Annotated in this window: 22 protein-coding genes and 2 pseudogenes; 19 read left to right on the plus strand and 5 right to left on the minus strand. The window is 59.0% G+C overall.

What is annotated here, in order from left to right; all coding sequences use genetic code 11:
- Positions 1 to 78: 78 nt before the first annotated feature.
- The 10 genes from fabD (at position 79) to HK44_RS03410 (ending at position 8,398) form a co-directional block, all read left to right on the plus strand.
- Positions 79 to 1,017: an ACP S-malonyltransferase gene (gene fabD / locus HK44_RS03365; RefSeq protein WP_019689354.1), complete on the plus strand. Its 939-nt coding sequence runs from the start codon at positions 79 to 81 to the stop codon at positions 1,015 to 1,017.
- Between the two features lie 17 nt (positions 1,018 to 1,034).
- Entirely contained in the window at positions 1,035 to 1,775 is a 741-nt protein-coding gene (fabG, locus tag HK44_RS03370) for a 3-oxoacyl-ACP reductase FabG (RefSeq protein WP_019689355.1), read from the plus strand.
- Between the two features lie 197 nt (positions 1,776 to 1,972).
- Positions 1,973 to 2,209: an acyl carrier protein gene (gene acpP / locus HK44_RS03375; protein ID WP_003175607.1), complete on the plus strand. Its 237-nt coding sequence runs from the start codon at positions 1,973 to 1,975 to the stop codon at positions 2,207 to 2,209.
- Positions 2,210 to 2,319: 110 nt separating this feature from the next.
- Positions 2,320 to 3,564: a beta-ketoacyl-ACP synthase II gene (gene fabF, locus HK44_RS03380; protein ID WP_019689356.1), complete on the plus strand. Its 1,245-nt coding sequence runs from the start codon at positions 2,320 to 2,322 to the stop codon at positions 3,562 to 3,564.
- Positions 3,564 to 4,379 (plus strand): aminodeoxychorismate lyase, encoded by an 816-nt coding sequence (pabC, locus tag HK44_RS03385; RefSeq protein ID WP_019689357.1) that lies wholly within the window; start codon positions 3,564 to 3,566, stop codon positions 4,377 to 4,379. Before fabF ends, pabC begins: the two co-directional genes overlap by 1 nt.
- A gap of 3 nt (positions 4,380 to 4,382) precedes the next feature.
- Positions 4,383 to 5,567, plus strand: a complete 1,185-nt coding sequence (gene mltG, locus HK44_RS03390) for an endolytic transglycosylase MltG (protein ID WP_019689358.1) — start codon at positions 4,383 to 4,385, stop codon at positions 5,565 to 5,567.
- A gap of 19 nt (positions 5,568 to 5,586) precedes the next feature.
- Positions 5,587 to 6,219 carry a dTMP kinase gene (gene tmk / locus HK44_RS03395; protein WP_019689359.1) on the plus strand — a complete coding sequence of 211 codons (633 nt, stop codon included), beginning with the start codon at positions 5,587 to 5,589 and terminating at the stop codon, positions 6,217 to 6,219.
- Positions 6,212 to 7,198, plus strand: coding sequence for a DNA polymerase III subunit delta' (locus tag HK44_RS03400; protein ID WP_019689360.1), 987 nt, complete (start codon positions 6,212 to 6,214; stop codon positions 7,196 to 7,198). The genes tmk and HK44_RS03400 overlap by 8 nt, the downstream gene beginning before the upstream one ends.
- 42 nt (positions 7,199 to 7,240) lie before the next feature.
- Complete coding sequence (locus HK44_RS03405; protein WP_019689361.1) at positions 7,241 to 7,597, plus strand: PilZ domain-containing protein; 357 nt, start codon at positions 7,241 to 7,243, stop codon at positions 7,595 to 7,597.
- A 12-nt stretch (positions 7,598 to 7,609) separates the two neighbouring features.
- Positions 7,610 to 8,398 carry a TatD family hydrolase gene (locus HK44_RS03410; RefSeq protein WP_019689362.1) on the plus strand — a complete coding sequence of 263 codons (789 nt, stop codon included), beginning with the start codon at positions 7,610 to 7,612 and terminating at the stop codon, positions 8,396 to 8,398.
- Positions 8,399 to 8,791: 393 nt separating this feature from the next.
- Here the strand turns inward: HK44_RS03410 and HK44_RS03415 are convergent, their stop codons facing one another.
- Positions 8,792 to 9,925, minus strand: coding sequence for an aminotransferase class V-fold PLP-dependent enzyme (locus HK44_RS03415; RefSeq protein ID WP_019689363.1), 1,134 nt, complete (start codon positions 9,923 to 9,925; stop codon positions 8,792 to 8,794).
- A gap of 79 nt (positions 9,926 to 10,004) precedes the next feature.
- On the opposite strand from HK44_RS03415, the gene HK44_RS03420 reads away from it, so the two are divergent.
- From HK44_RS03420 to HK44_RS03435, 4 genes are all read left to right on the plus strand, one after another.
- A complete protein-coding gene (locus tag HK44_RS03420) occupies positions 10,005 to 10,643 on the plus strand; it encodes a TetR/AcrR family transcriptional regulator (protein WP_019689364.1) in 639 nt (212 codons plus the stop codon).
- A gap of 140 nt (positions 10,644 to 10,783) precedes the next feature.
- On the plus strand, positions 10,784 to 11,752 hold the full coding sequence (locus tag HK44_RS03425; protein ID WP_019689365.1) for a GTP 3',8-cyclase MoaA: 969 nt from the start codon (positions 10,784 to 10,786) through the stop codon (positions 11,750 to 11,752).
- Between the two features lie 249 nt (positions 11,753 to 12,001).
- Positions 12,002 to 12,607: a DUF4823 domain-containing protein gene (locus HK44_RS03430; RefSeq protein ID WP_019689366.1), complete on the plus strand. Its 606-nt coding sequence runs from the start codon at positions 12,002 to 12,004 to the stop codon at positions 12,605 to 12,607.
- Positions 12,608 to 12,624: 17 nt separating this feature from the next.
- Entirely contained in the window at positions 12,625 to 13,185 is a 561-nt protein-coding gene (locus tag HK44_RS03435; protein WP_019689367.1) for a DUF1285 domain-containing protein, read from the plus strand.
- A 63-nt stretch (positions 13,186 to 13,248) separates the two neighbouring features.
- Here HK44_RS03435 and HK44_RS03440 read toward each other — a convergent pair whose 3' ends face one another.
- Positions 13,249 to 14,121 carry an esterase/lipase family protein gene (locus tag HK44_RS03440; RefSeq protein WP_019689368.1) on the minus strand — a complete coding sequence of 291 codons (873 nt, stop codon included), beginning with the start codon at positions 14,119 to 14,121 and terminating at the stop codon, positions 13,249 to 13,251.
- A gap of 138 nt (positions 14,122 to 14,259) precedes the next feature.
- Positions 14,260 to 14,907: an HD domain-containing protein gene (locus HK44_RS03445; RefSeq protein ID WP_019689369.1), complete on the minus strand. Its 648-nt coding sequence runs from the start codon at positions 14,905 to 14,907 to the stop codon at positions 14,260 to 14,262.
- A gap of 122 nt (positions 14,908 to 15,029) precedes the next feature.
- On the opposite strand from HK44_RS03445, the gene HK44_RS03450 reads away from it, so the two are divergent.
- The 4 genes from HK44_RS03450 (at position 15,030) to HK44_RS03465 (ending at position 18,235) form a co-directional block, all read left to right on the plus strand.
- Entirely contained in the window at positions 15,030 to 15,512 is a 483-nt protein-coding gene (locus HK44_RS03450; RefSeq protein ID WP_019689370.1) for a GNAT family N-acetyltransferase, read from the plus strand.
- 218 nt (positions 15,513 to 15,730) lie between these two features.
- On the plus strand, positions 15,731 to 16,732 hold the full coding sequence (locus HK44_RS03455; RefSeq protein ID WP_019689371.1) for a 2-dehydro-3-deoxygalactonokinase: 1,002 nt from the start codon (positions 15,731 to 15,733) through the stop codon (positions 16,730 to 16,732).
- A 9-nt stretch (positions 16,733 to 16,741) separates the two neighbouring features.
- Positions 16,742 to 17,371 (plus strand): 2-dehydro-3-deoxy-6-phosphogalactonate aldolase, encoded by a 630-nt coding sequence (locus HK44_RS03460; RefSeq protein ID WP_019689372.1) that lies wholly within the window; start codon positions 16,742 to 16,744, stop codon positions 17,369 to 17,371.
- Between the two features lie 60 nt (positions 17,372 to 17,431).
- Complete coding sequence (locus tag HK44_RS03465) at positions 17,432 to 18,235, plus strand: IclR family transcriptional regulator (RefSeq protein ID WP_019689373.1); 804 nt, start codon at positions 17,432 to 17,434, stop codon at positions 18,233 to 18,235.
- Between the two features lie 7 nt (positions 18,236 to 18,242).
- Here the strand turns inward: HK44_RS03465 and HK44_RS03470 are convergent.
- Positions 18,243 to 18,576: pseudogene (locus tag HK44_RS03470) on the minus strand (hypothetical protein); the annotation flags it as partial.
- Between HK44_RS03470 and HK44_RS03475 the strand changes: the two are divergent.
- Positions 18,536 to 18,727, plus strand: a pseudogene (locus HK44_RS03475) (helix-turn-helix domain-containing protein); the annotation flags it as partial. The pseudogenes HK44_RS03470 and HK44_RS03475 overlap by 41 nt on opposite strands.
- A 98-nt stretch (positions 18,728 to 18,825) precedes the next feature.
- Here the strand turns inward: HK44_RS03475 and HK44_RS03480 are convergent.
- Entirely contained in the window at positions 18,826 to 20,490 is a 1,665-nt protein-coding gene (locus HK44_RS03480; RefSeq protein WP_019689375.1) for an electron transfer flavoprotein-ubiquinone oxidoreductase, read from the minus strand.
- Positions 20,491 to 20,771 lie beyond the last annotated feature (281 nt).

The following is a 20,771-nucleotide window of genomic DNA, read 5'->3' on the forward strand; positions in this document are numbered from 1 at the left end:
CATCCAACTGTCAGTTTCTTGCGTCCAGCAGTACAGGACGTCAATTCTCCGACGACAAGATCATTAGGGGCTTGTTACATGTCTGCTTCCCTCGCATTCGTCTTTCCAGGACAGGGTTCGCAGTCCCTCGGCATGCTGGCCGAGTTGGGCGCGCAACATCCGTTGATCCTCGACACTTTCAAAGAAGCTTCCGATGCTCTGGGTTACGACCTGTGGGCACTGACCCAGCAAGGGCCGGAAGAGCAGCTCAATCAAACCGACAAAACCCAACCGGCGATTCTCACCGCTTCGATTGCCCTGTGGCGTCTGTGGCTGGCTGAGGGTGGCGCGCGTCCGGCTTACGTCGCCGGTCATAGCCTGGGTGAATACAGCGCGCTGGTCGCGGCCGGCAGCCTGAGTCTGGGTGACGCGGTGAAGCTGGTAGAGCGTCGCGGTCAGCTGATGCAGGAAGCGGTGCCGGCCGGGCAGGGCGGTATGGCCGCCATTCTCGGCCTGGACGACGCTGATGTGCTGGCTGCCTGTGCCGAAGCGGCGCAAGGCGAAGTCGTCAGCGCGGTCAACTTCAACTCGCCGGGCCAAGTGGTGATTGCCGGTGCCAAGGCGGCTGTCGAGCGCGCCATCGAAGGCTGCAAGGTGCGTGGTGCCAAGCGCGCCATGCCATTGCCGGTCAGCGTGCCGTCGCACTGCGAACTGATGCGCCCGGCTGCCGAGCGCTTTGCCGAGTCGATCGCTGCGATCAACTGGCAGGCTCCGCAAATCCCGTTGGTGCAGAATGTCAGCGCTGATGTGGCGCCGGACCTGGAAACCCTCACGCGTGATCTGCTTGAGCAGCTCTACAAGCCGGTTCGCTGGGTTGAGTCGGTCCAGGCGCTGGCCGCCAAAGGTGCTACTCAACTGGTTGAGTGCGGTCCGGGCAAAGTCCTGGCCGGCCTGAACAAGCGCTGCGCCGAAGGCGTGTCGACCTCTAACCTGAACACCCCGGATGCTTTCGCTGCTGCTCGTGCAGCGTTGGCCTGAACTTAGGAGAAGCCTGCATGAGTCTGCAAGGTAAAGTTGCACTGGTTACCGGCGCCAGCCGTGGTATTGGCCAGGCTATCGCACTGGAACTGGGTCGTCAGGGCGCTATCGTGGTGGGTACCGCGACTTCCGCTTCGGGCGCTGAGCGCATTGCGGCAACCCTGAAAGAAAACGGCATTCAAGGCACCGGTCTTGAGCTCAATGTCACCAGCGACGAGTCCGTAGCGGCTGTGCTGGCGAGCATTCAGGAGCAGTTCGGTGCGCCGGCGATTCTGGTGAATAATGCCGGCATCACCCGCGATAACCTGATGATGCGCATGAAAGATGACGAGTGGCATGATGTCGTCGATACCAATCTGAACAGCCTGTTTCGTTTGTCCAAGGGTGTTTTGCGTGGCATGACCAAGGCGCGTTGGGGTCGAATTATCAGTATTGGTTCGGTTGTGGGTGCCATGGGCAACGCAGGCCAAGTAAACTATGCAGCCGCCAAGGCAGGTCTGGAAGGTTTCAGCCGCGCTCTGGCGCGTGAAGTGGGTTCGCGCTCGATTACGGTCAACTCGGTGGCCCCTGGGTTTATCGATACCGATATGACCCGCGAACTGCCAGAGGCGCAGCGTGAAGCCTTGCAGGCGCAAATTCCGCTGGGCCGTCTGGGGCAAGCTCAAGAGATCGCGTCCGTGGTCGCTTTTCTTGCGTCGGACGGTGCGGCTTACGTTACTGGGGCTACAATCCCGGTGAACGGCGGGATGTACATGTAATTCAAATGTGACGGATTGCTTCAAAAAAATGTCATACGAGCTGTCTAAAATCCGTTATAAAGCTGCAATCTATTTATAGGCAGAGGGTCGTCAGGGTTTGAGGAGTGAAGCTTTCAGTTGAAAAACTGAAAAGCCTTTCTATACACTTACCCACTGGCCAGCTGCCTGAATTTGTCCATTAGGAGTGAAAACAAGGTATGAGCACCATCGAAGAGCGCGTCAAGAAAATCGTTGCTGAGCAACTGGGCGTTAAAGAAGAAGAAGTTGTGAACACTGCTTCCTTCGTTGAAGACCTGGGTGCCGACTCCCTTGACACCGTTGAGCTGGTGATGGCTCTGGAAGAGGAATTCGAGACCGAAATTCCTGACGAAGAAGCTGAGAAGATCACTACTGTACAAGCTGCCATCGACTACGTTACTAGCCATCAGGCGTAATAGTTTGTAGCCGTTGTTAGCTGTCATGGAAAAACCGCACTGCCATCACGGCGTGCGGTTTTTTCCTTTAGGCCTGATGCAACGTCGTCATTTGAAAAAAGGAGAGTGCTGTGTCGCGTAGACGCGTCGTAGTCACCGGTATGGGTATGTTATCGCCACTGGGCACGGATGTGCCGAGCAGCTGGCAGGGCATTCTGGCTGGCCGCAGTGGCATTGGTCTGATCGAACACACCGACCTTTCTGCCTATTCCACCCGTTTTGGCGGCTCGGTAAAGGGCTTCAATGTCGAGGAATACCTGTCGGTCAAGGAAGCTCGCAAACTCGACCTGTTCATTCAATACGGTCTGGCAGCAGGTTTTCAGGCGGTGCGTAACGCTGGCCTGGAAGTCACCGACGCCAATCGTGAACGCATCGGCGTGGCCATGGGCTCGGGTATTGGCGGTCTGACCAATATCGAAGAAACCAGCCGCACGCTGCATGATTCGGGGCCACGGCGGATTTCTCCGTTTTTCGTGCCGGGCTCGATCATCAATATGATTTCCGGTTTCCTGTCCATCCATCTGGGTGCGCAGGGGCCTAACTATGCCATTTCGACAGCGTGTACCACCGGTACGCACTGCATCGGTATGGCGGCGCGCAATATCGCCTACGGCGAAGCCGACGTGATGATTGCCGGTGGTGCCGAGATGGCTGCTTGCGGTCTTGGCATGGGTGGCTTTGGTGCTGCTCGTGCGTTGTCGACCCGCAATGACGAGCCGACCCGCGCCAGCCGTCCATGGGACAAGGGCCGTGATGGCTTCGTGTTGTCCGACGGTGCCGGTGCGTTGGTGCTTGAAGAGCTGGAGCACGCGAAGGCGCGTGGTGCGACCATTTACGCCGAGCTGATTGGCTTTGGCATGAGTGGCGATGCGTACCACATGACCTCGCCGCCGGCCGATGGCGCAGGCGCCGCACGTTGCATCGTCAACGCGCTGCGTGACGCCAAACTGAACGTCGACCAGATCCAGTACATCAACGCCCATGGTACGTCGACCTCGGCCGGCGACCTCGCCGAAGTCTGCGCCATCAAATCGGTGTTTGGCGATCACGCCTACAAGCTGGCGGTCAGCTCGACCAAGTCCATGACCGGTCACCTGTTGGGTGCGGCGGGCGCGGTCGAAGCGATTTTCAGTGTGCTGGCAATCAACGGCCAGGTGGCCCCACCGACCATCAACCTCGATGAGCCGGATGAAGGTTGCGACCTCGACTTTGTGCCACACACGGCGCGCGACACCAAGATCGATGTGGTGCTGTCCAACTCGTTCGGTTTTGGCGGTACCAATGGCTCGCTGGTGTTCCGCCGGTTCGCCGATTGATGGAAAGCTGGGTCGACGGTCAGCCGGCTGACGCACTGTCGCTAAAAGACCGCGGCTTGGCGTATGGCGATGGTCTGTTCGAGACCATCGCGGTCAAGGGTGGGCGGCCATTGCTGCTGGATCGGCATTTGAGTCGTCTGGCCGATGGCTGCTCGCGTTTGGCGATTAACGCGGATCATGCATTGATTCGCAGTGAGCTAGTGACGTACGCCGCCGCCCTTGGCGAAGGCGTGCTCAAGCTGATGCTGACCCGTGGCGACAGCCAGCGTGGTTACGCGGCCGATCCTTCGGTGTCGCCGCGCCGTATTCTGCAAGGCAATCCTCCTGTCGCTTATCCAGCTGTGCACGCGCAGCAAGGTATTCGGCTGTTTCCCTGCACCACCCGACTTTCCGAGCAGCCGCTACTGGCCGGCCTCAAGCACCTCAATCGTCTCGAACAAGTTATTGCCCGTTCCGAATGGCAGGATACCGAACACGCCGAAGGTTTGATGCTGGATCTTCAGGGGCGGGTGATCGAGGGTGTTTTCAGCAATGTGTTCCTGGTGCGTGATGGCGTGTTGCAGACGGCTGATCTGAGTCGTTGCGGCGTTGCCGGAGTGATGCGCGCCGAACTCTTGTCCCAGGCCGAGAGGTTGGGGATTGTCACGCATGTCACTGACATCAGCCTTGATCAGCTGCAACAGGCTGATGAAGTTTTCGTCTGCAATAGCGTGTACGGCATCTGGCCGGTACGCGCTTATTCTGCACTGAGCTGGCCGGTTGGGTCGCTCACCCGTAAACTGCAAGGCATTGCCCGCGCGCTACTGGATGCTTGATTCGTGAGACGTAAATTCTTGCTGCTGCTGGAAACCGGACTGGTTCTGGCAGGGCTACTGCTGGGCGCTTCGGCCTGGAAGATCAACTCGGCGCTGGAGCAGCCACTCAATATTACTCAGGAAGAGTTACTGGATGTACCGAGCGGCGCGACACCGTCCGGGACCTTCAATCGCCTTGAAACCGACGGTGTGCTTCAGGACGCCTTTTGGCTGCGCCTGTACTGGCGCTTGAACCTTGCCGCGCAGCCGCTGCACAGCGGTGAATACCGCATGCTGCCGGGTATGAGCGCACAGGGCTTGATCGGTCTTTGGCAGCGCGGTGAAGTGGTTCAGTACAGCCTGACGCTGGTCGAGGGCTGGAACTTCCATCAGGTCCGTGCGGCGCTGGCAAAAAATGACAAGCTCGAACAAACCCTTGCGGGGCTGAGTGACAGCGATGTGATGGGCAAGCTCGGTCACGCCGGAGTGTTTCCGGAGGGCCGGTTTTTCCCGGACACCTATCGTTTTGTGCGGGGCATGACGGACGCCGAGCTGCTGGAAAAAGCATACGAGCGCCTCGACGATGTCCTCGCAAAAGAGTGGAGCAAGCGCTCCCCCGACGCCCCCTATACCGAACCCTATCAGGCGCTGATCATGGCCTCGCTGGTCGAGAAGGAAACCGGTGTGCCGCAAGAGCGAGGGCAGATTGCCGGAGTGTTCGTGCGGCGCATGCAGATCGGCATGTTGCTGCAAACCGATCCGACGGTGATCTATGGCCTGGGTGATCGCTACAACGGTAAATTGACCCGCGCCCACCTGAAAGAGCCGACGCCCTACAATACCTATATGAACGCTGGGTTGCCGCCAACGCCGATTGCCATGGTCGGTCGTGAGGCGATTCATGCGGCGCTGAATCCGGTGTCCGGCAGCAGTTTGTATTTCGTGGCGCGTGGTGATGGCAGCCATGTGTTCTCCGATGACTTGGATGCCCACAACAGCGCTGTGCGCGAGTTTCAGATCAAGCGTCGCGCGGATTACCGTTCCAGTCCGGCACCGGCCAACGGGGCTGCGGCGCCTGATGTGCAGGCAGCGACTCCTCCGGCGTCGCCCGCCACGGCTCCAGAGGCGACACCGCAACTGCCGTCATCGCAACCGTCTCCAGCTGCCGCTCCGGCACCGAGTGCCGATGAGCCGCAAAGCCCGCAATGACTCTGACTAAGGACTGCCTGTGACTGGCTTGTTTATTACTCTGGAAGGCCCGGAAGGTGCGGGCAAGAGCACCAATCGTGAATACCTGGCCGAGCGTCTGCGCGCCAAGGGGATCGAAGTCGTGTTGACTCGCGAGCCTGGCGGCACGCCGCTGGCCGAGCGGATCCGCGACGTGCTGCTGGCTCCGGTCGATGAGGTCATGAACCCGGATACCGAGCTGTTGCTGGTGTTTGCAGCGCGAGCGCAGCATCTGTCCGAGGTCATTCGTCCGGCGCTGGTGCGGGGCGCGGTGGTGTTGTGCGACCGCTTTACCGATTCGACTTACGCCTATCAGGGCGGTGGTCGCGGATTGTCGCTTGAGCGCATCGCGACCCTGGAAAGTTTCGTTCAAGGCGATCTGCGCCCGGACCTGACGCTGGTGTTCGACTTGCCGATTGAAATCGGCATGGCGCGTGCCAGTGCTCGCGGTCGGCTGGACCGTTTCGAGCTTGAGGGGCGAGTGTTTTTCGAGGCAGTGCGCAGCGCGTTCCTGAAGCGTGCCGAGGCTGATCCGGCGCGTTACCTGTTGGTGGACGCCTCGCAGCCGTTGGCGCAGGTTCAGCAGTCGCTGGATGCCTTGCTGCCGCGTCTGCTGGAGTTGGCCCGTGGCTGAAGCCTATCCGTGGCAAGACAGCCTTTGGCAGCAATTGGCCGGTCGAGCCCAGCACGCCCACGCCTATTTGCTGCATGGCCCGGCCGGGATCGGCAAGCGTGCGCTGGCCGAGCGGCTGATGGCCAGTTTGCTCTGCCAGCGTCCAACCGCAGAGGGCGCCTGCGGCGAGTGCAAATCCTGCCTGCTGCTCAAGGCTGGCAGCCACCCCGACAACTACATCCTGGAACCTGAAGAGGCCGACAAGGCGATCAAGGTCGATCAGGTGCGTGATCTGGTCAGCTTCGTGGTCCAGACCGCGCAGATGGGTGGGCGCAAAGTCGTGCTGATCGAGCCCACCGAATCGATGAACATCAATGCCGCCAACGCCTTGCTGAAAAGCCTCGAAGAACCCTCGGGCGATACCGTGTTGCTGCTGGTCAGCCACCAGACCAGCCGTCTGCTGCCGACCATCAAGAGTCGTTGCGTGCAACAGGCCTGTCCGTTGCCGAGTGAAGCCATGAGCCTGCAATGGCTGGCCAAGGCCTTGCCCGATTGCACGGAAGAAGAGCGTGTCGAACTGTTGACCCTGGCCGCAGGTTCGCCGCTGGCGGCGGTCAAGCTGCAAGGGCAGGGCGTACGTGAGCAGCGTGCGCTGGTCGTCGAGGGCGTGAAGAAGTTGCTCAAGCAGCAACAGTCACCAACGCAGCTGGCCGAAGAGTGGAAATCCATTCCGATGTTGCAGCTGTTCGACTGGTTCTGCGACTGGTCGAGCCTGATTCTGCGTTATCAGCTGACTCAGGACGAAGCCGGGCTTGGCCTGGCGGACATGCGCAAAGTGATTCAGTACCTTGCGCAGAAAGCCGCCCAGGAAAAAGTCTTGAATATTCAGGACTGGATTCTCGCCCAGCGGCAGAAAGTGATGAGCAAGGCCAACCTCAATCCGGCATTGTTGCTGGAAGCGCTGTTGGTGCAATGGGTGTCCTTGCCTGCCCAGAAGTGAGCGTCTGCGCCTAGACTCTGATCATCAGCCATGGAGGTCAGCATGAATGAACTCGTCAGTCCGGGCCCGCGTAACGGCATCCTGTCCCTGATCATCAAGGACAAATCCGTGCTTTATGCGGCCTACATGCCGTTCATCAAGAACGGCGGTCTGTTTATCCCGACCAACAAAAGCTACAAGTTGGGCGACGAGGTATTCATGCTGCTGCACTTGATGGATGAACCGGAAAAAATTCCGGTGGCCGGTACAGTGACCTGGATTACCCCCAAAGGTGCACAGGGTAATCGCGCCGCCGGTGTCGGCGTGCAGTTCAATGAGGGCGACGACACCGCCCGAAGCCGAATCGAAACCTACCTGGTCGGAGCCCTGAAGTCCGACCGTCCCACTCATACGATGTAGTTGCAGTCTTTTATGCTCGTAGATTCCCATTGTCACCTTGATCGTCTCGACCTCGCCGCACACGACGGCTCGCTGGATGCTGCGCTTGCCGCTGCTCGTCAGCGCGGGGTAGGGCACTTTCTTTGTATCGGCGTCAGTGTCGACAACGCCAAGGACGTCAAGGCTCTTGCCGAGCGTTACGACGACGTCGATTGTTCGGTGGGCGTGCACCCGCTGGATGTTCAGCCGGGTGCCGCACCAGCGCTGGACTGGCTGCTGCGGGAGCTCAATCACCCGCGAGTGGTGGCAATCGGCGAAACCGGTCTGGACTATCACTACGAGCCGGAAGCGGCCGAGTTGCAGCAGGAGTCCTTCCGTTTGCACCTGCAAGCAGCCCGGCAGACCGGCAAGCCGGTGATTGTCCATACCCGCGGCGCCCGCGCCGATACGCTGAGGTTATTGCGTGAGGCGGCATTGCCACAGGCCGGGGTGTTGCATTGCTTCACTGAAGACTGGGACATGGCCAAGGCCGCGCTGGATCTGGGGTTCTATATTTCGTTGTCGGGGATCGTGACGTTCCGCAATGCCGACGCCTTGCGCGATGTGGCCAGGCAAGTGCCGGCGGACCGACTGCTGGTGGAGACCGATTCGCCGTACCTGGCGCCGATTCCTCATCGTGGCAAGCCGAACCTTCCGCAGTACGTGCGGGATGTGGCGGAGTTCCTGGCCATGTTGCGCGGCGAATCCTACGAGCGCTTTGCCGAGCAGACCACGGAGAACTTCAAGCGGCTGTTTCCGTTGGCGCACGTCAGGCATTCCTGAGCAGGGCAATCTGTGGCGAGGGGCTTGTCGGAACGCCGCACCGCCCCGTTCGGCTGCGAAGCAGCCGTAGTCAGGGCGTTGCGTTCTATCTGACAGTTCCCGGGGGAGAGCTTGGGCCGCTTCGCAGTCCGGCGCGGGCAAGCCCACTCGCCGCAATAAAAGGTTTAGAACCTCAAATCGCAGGCAAAAAAAACCCGGGTTCTGGGGGGTGAATCCGGGTTAAGACCATTAGGAGTAAAACAAAGGTACGCGGTCCTTTGGTACCTTCATCGGCGCAGCACTTGGGGGAGATGTCACGCCGACAGTTCAAGTATTGATCACTATTGCGCTGAGTCCAGTTTGTCCCGACTGTTTCTTAAACATATTTGGAATACAGGCGCTTCGCTTGAGTTCTCACTGCCTGGCGATCGACGCGACAATGGCGACAGTTTCGTCGATCACGCGCTTTTCGGTGTAGAAATGCGGTGAAAAACGAACGCCTGGACCGCGCGGGATGCAGACCACCTGCTGGGCTGTCAGGGCCTCGTAAACGGTCTGATTATCGATGCCATCGATACTGAACGAAAAGATCCCCCCGCGTCGGGCCGGATTCAGCGGGCTATGCAGTATGACGCCGGGGATTGCGCTCAGGCCGTCCTGCAGCCATTTCACTCGCTCGGCGATCAGTGCAGCGACTTGCTCCATGCCGACTTCTTCCAATAACGACAGGCTGGCTTCCAGCGCCATCGCTCCGAGCATGTTCGGGCTGCCGCATTCAAAGCGTCGCGCACTCTTGGCCGGTTCCCATTCGGTGCGAGTGTAATCGCCCATGTGCTCGAGCATGTGCCAGCCGAATTCGTGCAGTTTCAGTTGTTCGCGCAGTTCGCTGCGCACATAGAACACCCCCAGGCCTTCTGGTCCGAGCAGCCATTTGTGACCGTCGGCCATGGCGAAGTCGCATTGATAGCTCTGGACGTCGAAGGGCAGCGCCCCCAATTGCTGGATGGCATCGATGCAAAACAACACGTTCTGTTGTTTGCAGCCGGCACCCAGACGTTGCAGGTCGAGGCGCAGACCGCTGGCAAATTGCACCGCGCTCACCGACATCAAGCGGGTGCGCGGTCCGCAGGCGGCCAGCAGGGCGCCTTCCGGGTCATCGCCTGTGAGGCTGGCCTGCACTACTTCTACGCCTTGTGCCGCCAATGCTTCCCAGACGATGCGATTGGAAGGGAATTCTTCGTCGCTGATGACGATCTGGTCGCCGCTTTGCCATGGCAGTCCGAAGGCGACAAAAGACAATGCTTCAGAAGTATTTTTGACCAGCGCTACGTCATCCGTCGATGGTGCGTTAAGCAGGCGCATCAGCCGTTCACGCAGCCGTTGTTCAAGTGTCATCCAGTCCGAATAGTCCCGCGCGCCCAGTAAAACGTTCTCTTGAGCGAAGCGTGTCACCGCCGCGGCGGCGCGATTTGGCCAGGGTGCAACGGCCGCATGGTTCAAATAACGCAGGCCCGGAGCCTGTACAAATTCATCAAGAAACATAGTCATGGTCGGATGATCCGTGCAATTTGGCGCAATTTAGGCATAATACGCGGCTTCGTATTTTGACCCCTACAGACCTTTTCTTATGCATAAAGAACCTCGTAAGGTCCGTGAGTTTCGTCGCCGCGAGCAAGAAATTCTCGACACCGCGCTCAAGCTGTTCCTCGAACAAGGTGAAGACAGTGTCACCGTCGAGATGATCGCTGATGCCGTGGGTATCGGCAAAGGCACTATCTATAAGCATTTCAAGTCCAAGGCAGAGATCTATCTGCGCCTGATGCTCGATTACGAGCGTGACCTGAACGAGCTGCTGCACTCTGCCGATGTCGATAAGGATAAGGAAGCCCTGTCTCGGGCCTACTTCGAATTCCGCATGCGCGATCCACAACGCTACCGGTTGTTCGATCGCCTGGAAGAGAAGGTGGTCAAGGGCAATCAGGTGCCGGAGATGGTCGAGGAGTTGCACAAGATTCGCGCCTCCAACTTCGAACGCCTGACCTTGTTGATCAAGGGCCGCATCAGCGAAGGCAAGCTTGAAGACGTGCCGCCGTACTTCCACTACTGCGCTTCCTGGGCGCTGGTGCATGGCGCTGTCGCGCTCTATCACTCGCCGTTCTGGAGCAACGTGCTGGAAGATCAGGAAGGTTTCTTCCAGTTCCTGATGGACATCGGCGTGCGCATGGGCAACAAGCGCAAGCGCGATACCGACACGCCGAGCAGCTGAACCATTCAGATGCCTTATTGCGCCATGTTTTCTCTGTATGGCGCAGTGCCCCAGGAATATACTCAGGCTTAGGTATTGCTAAAACTTGATTTGTGAGTCAAGTTTTAGCGCTTCCGAATCTACTTCCGCCGGAGTGATCCATGATCGTTGATCGACAAGGCAGGCAGTTCCGCAATTTGCGGGTCAGTCTGACCTCCGCCTGCAACTACGCCTGTACCTATTGCGTGCCCAATGGCAAGCGTCTGGTGGCTGCGCAGGATGAACTGTCGGCCGAGGCCATGGCGCGCGGCGTTGCCTACCTGATCGAAGCCGCGGGCATCGAGCGCTTGCGGATCACCGGTGGCGAGCCGCTGGTGAGCCCGAAGCTGGAAACCTTCATGACGGCTGTCGGGCAAATGGGTCTTGCCGACATCAGCCTGACCACCAATGGTCAACTGCTGGCGAAGAAACTGCCCTTGCTGGTGGACGCCGGCATTCGGCGGATCAACGTTTCCCTCGATACCCTGGACGCCGATGCGTTCCGCCGCATTGCGCGCGGTGGCGATCTGGCGACCGTGCTCAACGGCATGGACCAGGCACGCGCAGCGGGCATCAAGATCAAGGTCAACATGGTGCCGCTGCGCGGGCAGAACCTCGATCAAGTGATGCCGTTGCTCGATTATTGCCTGGAGCGCGGTTATGAATTGCGCTTCATCGAGTTGATGCGCATGGGTCATCTGGCCAGCGATTCGAACGCGTTCCTGCAGCAGTTTGTCAGCCTCAAGCAGTTGCTGAGCCTGATCGGTGAGCGTTATGAATACCTGCAGGCCGACGCGCCGGTGGATGCCACGGCAGTGCGCTACGAAATTCCGGGGCGCGGCTGTTTCGGCGTGATCGCCAATGAAAGCGTGCCGTTCTGCCGCACATGCTCGCGCTTGCGATTGTCCTCCACTGGCTGGCTGCATGGCTGCCTGTCGTCGAGTAACCGCCACTATGTTGGTGACTTGCTGGACAAGCCCCGTCATCAAGCGTTGCCGGCGCTCCAGCGTCTACTGGTGAAAGCTCTGGGAGACAAGCAGGAAGTGGCGTTCTCTGGTGGCGCAACAATCATGAAGATTATCGGCGGCTGATAAATCTCTGTGGCGAGGGAGCTTGCTCCCGCTGGGTCGCGAAGCGGCCCTGAAAACATATCCCCCGCGACCTGTCGGGCATACCGCATTTACCTGTATTACGACGGCTGCGCCGCCGAGCGGGAGCAAGCTCCCTCGCCACAGGTCCTCATTCTCAATCTGGAAATGTTCAAGTTCTCAAGGACTGGCGCGGAAGCTGCATCCTGCGGACATTCGACGGTTTTCCGTCACCGGCCTCTGGAGGATAGGATGCGTAGCCTGGTTTTGCTGCTGGCCATTTTGGCGCTTGGCGGCTGCATGAATGTCAGCGACATGGGCGAAGGGGTTCGCTACCACATGAGCGACTCTGGTCTGCTCGATCACAGCGACAGCCGTCGTGTGAATAATCTGCGCATTCAGCCGGACTCGTTTATCTACATCGCTCAAGGCGCTTTTGCGCCGCCGGGCAGTGCCTATCCGCGGCCGAACGTAGTCGCTGAAGAGGCCTTCAACGGCTTCATCGAATATTTCCCGATGGTTCGCCGTGCTCGCGCCCCGGAAGGTCTCGACACCGCCATGGGGGAGGCGCGTGCGGCTGGCGCGCATTACCTGCTCTACACCCGTTTTGCCAAGGCCGACGACCGTATCGGCAACTCGGATGAGTTGATCGATCAGGGCGCCGTGGATCGCCTGGGGATCGACAGTGGAGTGATTCAGATCATGCTGATCGAGACCAGTACCCAGTATTTGATCGATACTGCACGAATCAAGAGTCGTGGCGGTTTGCTGACGTTCCACGACAATAAGCCAGAGGACTTGATCGCTCAGCCGCTTGCGCAATACGCTCGTAGCCTGTTGGGCATGAGCGATCAGTAATTCACCAGGAGAGCAGCATGAATGGTCCACAAAAAGCTAACGATCTGTTGGGGCAAATCCCCAAGTCCAAAGGCTTGCCACCGGTCCATTTGTGGAACCCTGACTTCTGCGGCGATATCGACATGCGTATCGCCCGCGACGGTACCTGGTATTACCTGGGCACGCCGATCGGGCGCAAGCCGATGGTCAAGCTGTTCTCCACCATCATTCGCCGCGACGGCGATGATTACTTCCTGATTACTCCGGTCGAGAAGGTCGGGATCAAGGTCGATGACGCGCCCTTCATTGCCGTGACGCTGGACGTTGAAGGCGAGGGCGAAGCCCAGCTGTTGCGCTTCACCACCAATGTTGATGAGCAGGCCGAGGCGGGTGCCGAGCATCCGTTGCTGGTGGTGATTGATCCGCTGACCCAGGAGCCCGCGCCTTACGTGCATGTACGCACCAACCTTGAAGCGCTGATCCATCGCAACGTGTTTTATCAACTGATCGAACTGGCCGTAACCCGAGAAATCGATGGGCAGCTCTGGTTGGGTGTCTGGAGCGGTGGCGAGTTTTTCCCTATCGGGCTTGAGCCGTAACGCGCAGTGCTTCTGTACGGCGAAAAATGGCCCGGTATTTAAACCAGGTCATGGCCGATGGGCTTACAAGCCCTTGCTCTTGAGCCGAACGGCATGTTCCACATAGAGACTGACCGGGCTCACGTTCCAGCTGGTGATCCCGGCCATTTGATTGACGGCGTCAAAATGGTCCATGGGGTAATCCGAGCGAATCACTTTCCCCAGGTGCGAGCTGTATCGGCCGACCAGCCCGTCGTTGGCGTCTTTCTCTTTATAAAATAACTTCGACAGCACGATGCAGTTGATATGGGTTGGATCGAGTATTTGCGGGGTTTGGAAGTTCTGCAGGATCCCGCTCCAGGAGTAGTAATACACGCCGTTTTCAATTTCGTTGCCTTCACCGCCCCAGACTTTCGGCACCCCTTGCGGGTACTTGCGATTGAATTCAGCCAATCCTGCGCTGGTCAGCGATTCGAAAGCTGCTTGAGGGTCCTGCGGGTTTTTCGGGTGGCCGCTGATCAATGAAATGAACGTGCCGACCGCGCTCAACAAGGCCAGCGCGAACGCTTCGGGCAACTCTCCGGGTGTCAGTGCCTTATGCAATTGGTCGGCAATCTCGGAGCCGTGATTGGGACAACTGACAGAGGTGACCGACGCGACCTTTTCCGGGTACAGCGCTGCTACGTAGCGGGCCGCCAGGGGGCCTTGGCTATGGCCGATCAGGTTGACCCTGGCTGCGCCTGTTTCCTGCAAAATGCGGTTGACCTGTTCGAGCAGTTTTTCACCGCGTTCCTCATTGCCGTTGACGGCTGGAATATTGACGGCAAACACCCGGGCGCCCGCGTATTCCAGGGCTTCCTTGATATCGAAGAAGTAGGGATAACCGGCAATCGTATCGAAGCCGAAAAGGCCGTGAACCAAAACAATCGGGTATTGCGTAGACGCATCCATGTTCATGCTTATACCTGTCGATAGCGGATTCAAGTGGAACAGATGCTATTGACTGCTTGATCTGTCGCGGCTAACCGTAGTTTACAAAGCGCAATGGTACAAATTGCTCCGGGCGGAGCAATGACCCCGTGTCGTGCTGGACGGTCAGCCGATTTCTTCGATGAATTCGTCCATGAAACGCTTCAGGCGTTCATGACGCAACTGAGCCAAATGCTTGCCGGTCGGCGTCTGGAATCCATTGGCGAGGTGCAACAACTTGGTCTGGAAGTGGTCGAGGCAGAAGCGTTTGTCGTCGTACTCACGCGATGTCGCCGTGGGATCCTGCGGATCATAGAGCGTGCTGCCCATTCGCCCGGCGATGTAAAACGTGCGGGCAACACCGAGCACGCCGAGGGAGTCGAGGCGATCGGCATCCTGGAGTATTTTTGCTTCAAGTGTGGTCGGTGCGATGTTCGCTGAAAAACTGTGGGCTTCGATGGCGTGAGCGACTGCCGCGCTTTTATGCATGGGCCAATCCAGCTGGCTGAGGATCGACGAGGCTTTTTCCGCCGCCAACCGCGAGGCCTGAGCGCGTAGCGGCGAGTTTTTTTCCACCGCCACACAGTCGTGCAGCAATACGGCCGCCAGCAACATTTCAAGGTCACCGCCTTCTTCGGTTTGAATCCGCTGAACGTTGCGCCACACCCGTTGCAAGTGCGACAGATCGTGGGCGCCATCCTCGGACGGATCCAGCGCGTGGGGCAGCAAGGTTGAGGCGAGGTTTTGCAGTGGGGCGAAGGCCGCGAGGCTCATAACATTCCTTTTGTGCGGAGCACTTTTGTGACGCCGCCGGTAGATTAAGTTTTGAAGTGACATGTGACGAGCGCTGATCGCCGACATAGTATGGCGGTTTCAACTGTTCACAAGGCACGTCCATGTCGATCGAAATCCGTCCGGCCACCCCCAGCGATGCGCCACAAATTCTTGCGTTCATCACCGAGCTTGCCGACTACGAGCGCGCCCGGCATGAAGTCATCGCCAGTGTCGCCGACATCGAACGCAGCCTGTTCAGCGAAGGCGCTACCGCCCATGGCCTGATCTGTCTGCGCGACGGTTTGCCGATTGGCTTCGCGGTGTTTTTCTTCAGCTATTCGACCTGGTTGGGCAGTAACTGCCTGTACCTCGAAGACCTCTACATCACCCCCGAACAACGCGGTGGCGGCGCCGGCAAACAACTGCTGCGCCACCTCGCAAAAGTCGCCTGCGCCAACGACTGCGGCCGCTTCGAATGGAGCGTGCTGGAATGGAACAAGTCAGCTATCGACTTCTACAAGTCCCTCGGCGCCCAGCCGCAGGAAGAGTGGGTGCGTTATCGCATGGATGGGGCGGTGTTGCGGGAGTTTGCCGAGGGCAATTGATCGCAAGCGGCGTCTGTCAAAGATTGCAGCCTTCGGCAGCTCCATCGATTCAAGGAGCTGCCGGAGGCTGCGATCTTTTTTATGGGCAAGAAAAATTCGAGATATCCTTCAAACAAGTAAATCCCAATATGTAGGATTAATATTTATATATTGAGATTGTTCTGCGTCCAAGTTTATAGTCCAGCTCACTCACTGCCAAAAACAAAACAGGTGAAGCGATGCTGGCGCAATTGATCGCGCTCGATTGGGGGGCGACGTCCCTTCGTGCGTACAAGCTCGGCCCGAATGGTGGCGTCATCGATCAGCGGTCACTGGCGTCGGGGATCATGCAGTTGCCGAAAGCGCCGCGGGTGATCGCCGGTCAGTTGTGCACCGACGGATTTGAACTGGCGTTCGATGATGCCTGCGGTGACTGGCTCGATGCGCGTCCCGGTCTTCCGGTGATTGCCTGCGGTATGGTCGGCAGTGCGCAGGGCTGGCGTGAAGCGTCTTACTGCGATACTCCGGCGAATGTCGCCAATCTCGGTAATTCCCTACAAGTCGTGCGCAGCCTGCGCGGCGTCGATGTGCATATCGTACCCGGTGTCATCCAGCGTTCGCGGCTGCCGAATGTGATGCGCGGCGAGGAAACCCAGGTCCTTGGCGTGCTGCAAAACCTGCCTGCGGGGGCGGGGGACAATCTGTTGATCGGCCTGCCGGGCAGCCATTCGAAATGGGTGGAAGTGACCGACAGCTGCATCACTCATTTCGACACGTTCATGACTGGCGAACTGTTCGCTGTGCTGAGCGAACACAGCATTCTCGGGCGCACGCAACAGCGCGGCGTCGCCTTCGACTGCGGAGCCTTTGATCGCGGCGTGCAGGTGGCGCTGTCGGTGGACGGTGAGATCGGCCCGCTGTCGACGCTGTTCAGTTCTCGCAGTCTCGGCTTGATCGGTGAACTCAGCGCCAAGGAGCAGCCGGACTATCTGTCCGGTTTGTTGATCGGCCATGAGCTGGCGGCGCTGGCAACGGTGCATCGCCATCGCCACCACAGCAAAAAGCTTCCTTCGATCGTTCTGATCGGCAATACCCAACTCTGCACCCGCTATCAGCGTGCCCTCGCTACCTGCGGTTTTCCTCATGTGACCTTGGCTGAACAAGCGACCGAACGCGGTTTGTGGCAACTGGCGGTCGCGGCTGGCTTGCTCGGCAAAAGTGCTCCCGTTCAACCCGACTAGAGGTCTGACATGCTCAAGCAAGCACTGGCAACAAACGGACTGATCGCGATCCTTCGCGGCCTGCGCCCACAAGAGGCGGCAGCCATCGGCGAGGTTCTGTACCTGGCCGGTTTCCGGGTTATCGAAGTGCCGCTCAATTCCCCTGAACCCTATGAAAGCATCCACATCCTGCGCAGCACGTTGCCTGCCGATTGCCTGATCGGCGCGGGTACGGTGCTGACCCCGGAGCAGGTCGCGCAGGTGAAAGTCGCCGGTGGTCAGGTGATTGTCATGCCCCACAGCGATACCAAGGTCCTGCGTGCGGCAAAGGCTGCCGGCTTGTACCTGGCGCCGGGTGTGGCAACCCCGACCGAAGCGTTCGCCGCACTGGCTGAAGGCGCGGATGTGCTGAAGATGTTCCCGGCCGAGCAGATGGGCCCGGCGGTAGTGAAGGCCTGGCTCGCAGTATTGCCGGCCGGGACCGTGCTGGTGCCGGTGGGCGGGATTACTCCAGACAACCTGCAGGCGTTTGTCGAGGCAGGCGTCAAAGGCTTTGGCCTGGGTTCCGGGTTGTTCAAGCCGGGCCTCACGCCGGAGGAAGTGGCCGTTCGGGCCGGGGCGTATGTCGCGGCCTGGAACGCGCTGCACTTCGAGTTGTAGTGGCGGCACGCGGGCAACCATAATGCCGCCCGTTCACTCGCTCAACGGTAAGGCTGGACTATGCAGGAAGAGCTCTCGAAAAATGCCGCGCCAACCGGCACCCAAACGTTGTTGCGTGGTTTGGCGGTGGTGCATGCCGTGGCCGGCGGCGCTCGTGACCTCAAGGAAATCGCCCGGCTGATCGGTACCACACGCAGCACCACGCACCGCTTGGCCAGTTGCCTGGTGGACGAGCGATACCTGCGCGTGGTGCCGCAAGTGGGTTACCTGCTCGGACCCAAGCTGATCGAGTTGGGTTTTCAGGCTCGTGAAGAGCTGCCGCTGGTGACCCTCGCCGGGCCGTATCTGGACGAGTTGTCGGCGTTGACCGGCGACACTATCCATCTGGCGATCCGTGAAGGCGACGAGGTGCTGTACTTGCACAAGATTCCGGGGCGCAATGGCCCGGAAATGCGCTCGCGAGTCGGTCATCGCATGCCACTGGCGCGTACCGGGATTGGCAAGGCGCTGATGCTTGATGACTCGCAGCAGGAATGGCAGCGGCTGTATCAGGCCAGCTTGCCGGTGGGTGGGAAGAGTCAGTTCTGGCCGCAGCTTCCCGAGCAATCCTGGGAGCAGTTTCAGCAGCGCATGCTGGAATATGCGGCGGGTGGTTACGCGTTCGATCTGGAAGACAATGAACCATCGATCCGCTGTGTGGCAGCACCGGTTCGCGATGCCAGTCGGCGGATCGTCGCCGGTATCAGCATCGCCAGCACCGTACCGTACATGCCGCTGGAAAAAATGGCCGAGCTGATTCCCCTGATCAAAGGAGTCACGGCTCGGCTGTCGGCGGAGCTTGGGGGGCAGGTTCTAAGCCGCTAAAGTCTGCTCAGACTTTCAAGGTCGCCTTGTCGATGACGAAGCGATACTTCACCTCGCCGGCGATCATGTGGCTGTAAGCTTCATTGATCTGGCGAATGTCGAGCATTTGGATGTCGCCAATGATGCTGTGCTCGGCGCAGAAATCCAGCACTTCCCGGGTTTCTGCGATACCACCATCAATGAGCCGCACCCTCGCGGCGACCTTCTTCGGACTTGCTCGCCAAGCGGGTGAGCAGTGTCACTTCAGCGCCCACGGCCTTGGCGAATTTGATGCCCATGTGGCCAAGGCCACTCATGCCGAGAAGACCGACTTTGTCGCCGGTGCAGTATTTGAAGCGCTTGCGATTGCTCAAGGCGCAGCAGTTGTTGCTGTTGGAAGGGTTGGGAGTGGCGCAGGTTGTGCAGGTTGCGCAACGGGTGGGGTATCAGAGCACGTTGCAGTTCAGTCGCGAGTACCAACGCTACTTTGAGCGTAATCCGGGGAGGAGAGGGTGGCTTGGATTTCAGGCGCTGCTACAGGGGGTGGTGTCGTTTTCTCCAGGTAACAAAAAGGCCCCCATTCCGGGAGCCTTGATGTTTAGCTAGACGACTTACATGTTCGGGTAAGTCGGGCCGCCGGCACCTTCCGGCGTTACCCAGGTGATGTTCTGCGCAGGGTCCTTGATGTCGCAGGTCTTGCAGTGCACGCAGTTCTGGGCATTGATCTGGAAGCGCTTCTCGCCGTCTTCCTTGGTGATCACTTCATACACGCCAGCCGGGCAGTAACGCTGAGCAGGCTCATCGTACAGCGGCAGGTTCTTGCTGATCGGGATGCTCGCGTCGGCCAGCTTCAGGTGGCAAGGCTGTTCTTCTTCGTGGTTGGTACCGGAGATGAACACCGAGCTGAGTTTGTCGAAGCTGAGTTTGCCGTCCGGTTTCGGGTAGTCGATTTTCTTGCTGTCGGCCGCGAGTTTGAGGCACGCGTAGTCCGGCTTGGTGTCGTGCAAGGTGAACGGCAGTTTGCCGCCGAAGATATTCTGGTCGAGCCAGTTGAAGCCACCGCCGACGATAGCGCCGTACTTGTGGATCGCCGGGCCGAAGTTACGGCTGGCGAACAGTTCTTCGTAGAGCCAGCTGGCTTTGAACGATTCAACGTAGCTGTTCAGTTCATCAGCGCCTTCGGAGCCTGCGAACAGGGCGTCGGCCACGGCGTCAGCGGCGAGCATGCCGGACTTCATCGCGGTGTGACTGCCTTTGATCTTGGCGAAGTTCAAGGTGCCGAGGTCACAACCGATCAGCGCGCCACCCTTGAAGACCATCTTCGGCAGCGAGTTCAGGCCACCTTTGCAGATGGCGCGGGCGCCGTAGCTGATGCGCTTGCCGCCTTCCAGGTACTGCTTGAGCACCGGGTGATGCTTGAGGCGCTGGAACTCGTCGAACGGCGACAGGAATGTGTTGCTGTAGGACAGATCAACGATCAGGCCGACCACCACCTGGTTGTTTTCCAGGTGATAGAGGAACGAGCCACCGGTGTTTTCGGTGCCCATGATGTCCAGCGGCCAACCGGCGGTGTGCACCACCAGGCCTGGCTGATGCTTGGCCGGGTCGATTTCCCAGATTTCCTTCAGGCCAATGCCGTAGTGCTGGGCGTCGGCGTCGGTGTCGAGGTTGAAGCGCTTGATCAGTTGCTTACCGATGTGGCCGCGGCAGCCTTCGGCGAACAGCGTGTACTTGCCACGCAGTTCCATGCCTGGGGTGTACAGGCCTTCTTTCGGATTGCCTTCACGGTCAACGCCCAGGTCACCGGTGATGATCCCGCGAACCACGCCGTTTTCGTCGAACAGTGCTTCCTGAGCGGCGAAGCCTGGGTAGATCTCTACGCCCAGGTTCTCGGCTTGCTGGGCCAGCCAGCGGCACAGGTTGCCCAGGGAGATGATGTAGTTGCCTTCGTTGTGCATGGTCTTGGGCACAAAGAGGTCTGGAATCTTGATCGCGCCATCGGCGTTCTTCAGAACAAAGATGTCATCGCGAGTGACCGGGGTGTTCAGCGGCGCGCCGAGTTCTTTCCAGTCCGGGAACAGTTCGTTCAGCGCTCGAGGTTCGAACACCGCGCCAGACAGAATGTGAGCGCCGACTTCGGAGCCTTTTTCGACCACGCAGACGCTAATTTCCTTACCGGCTTCGGTGGCCTTCTGCTTCAATCGGCAGGCGGCGGAAAGACCAGCGGGGCCGGCACCGACGATGACCACGTCGAATTCCATGTATTCGCGTTCCACAGGTTATCTCCTACTCAAGGCTCAACAGTTTTTTTTCTAATTGGAGGTTTGGTGTCGCATCCATGAATCCCTGCACAACGCTGGGAGAGGACAATCGATGAGCCACCTTTCTCTCTGGGCGGCGCATTATATCTACACCACTCTTAGCGTCCAATACAAACGTTTGTTTGAATTTGCTCCAGCCCAGATAAATCAAAGAAGCACGGCTTACGACTGGCCATTTTGGCGTATTGACCGGAATAGGTGTTCCGGTCAAGATACGGGCGGTTTTGCGCTCGCCG

Source organism: Pseudomonas fluorescens HK44, assembly GCF_000217955.3.
In the GTDB taxonomy this organism is placed as follows: Bacteria; Pseudomonadota; Gammaproteobacteria; order Pseudomonadales; family Pseudomonadaceae; genus Aquipseudomonas; species Aquipseudomonas fluorescens_AQ.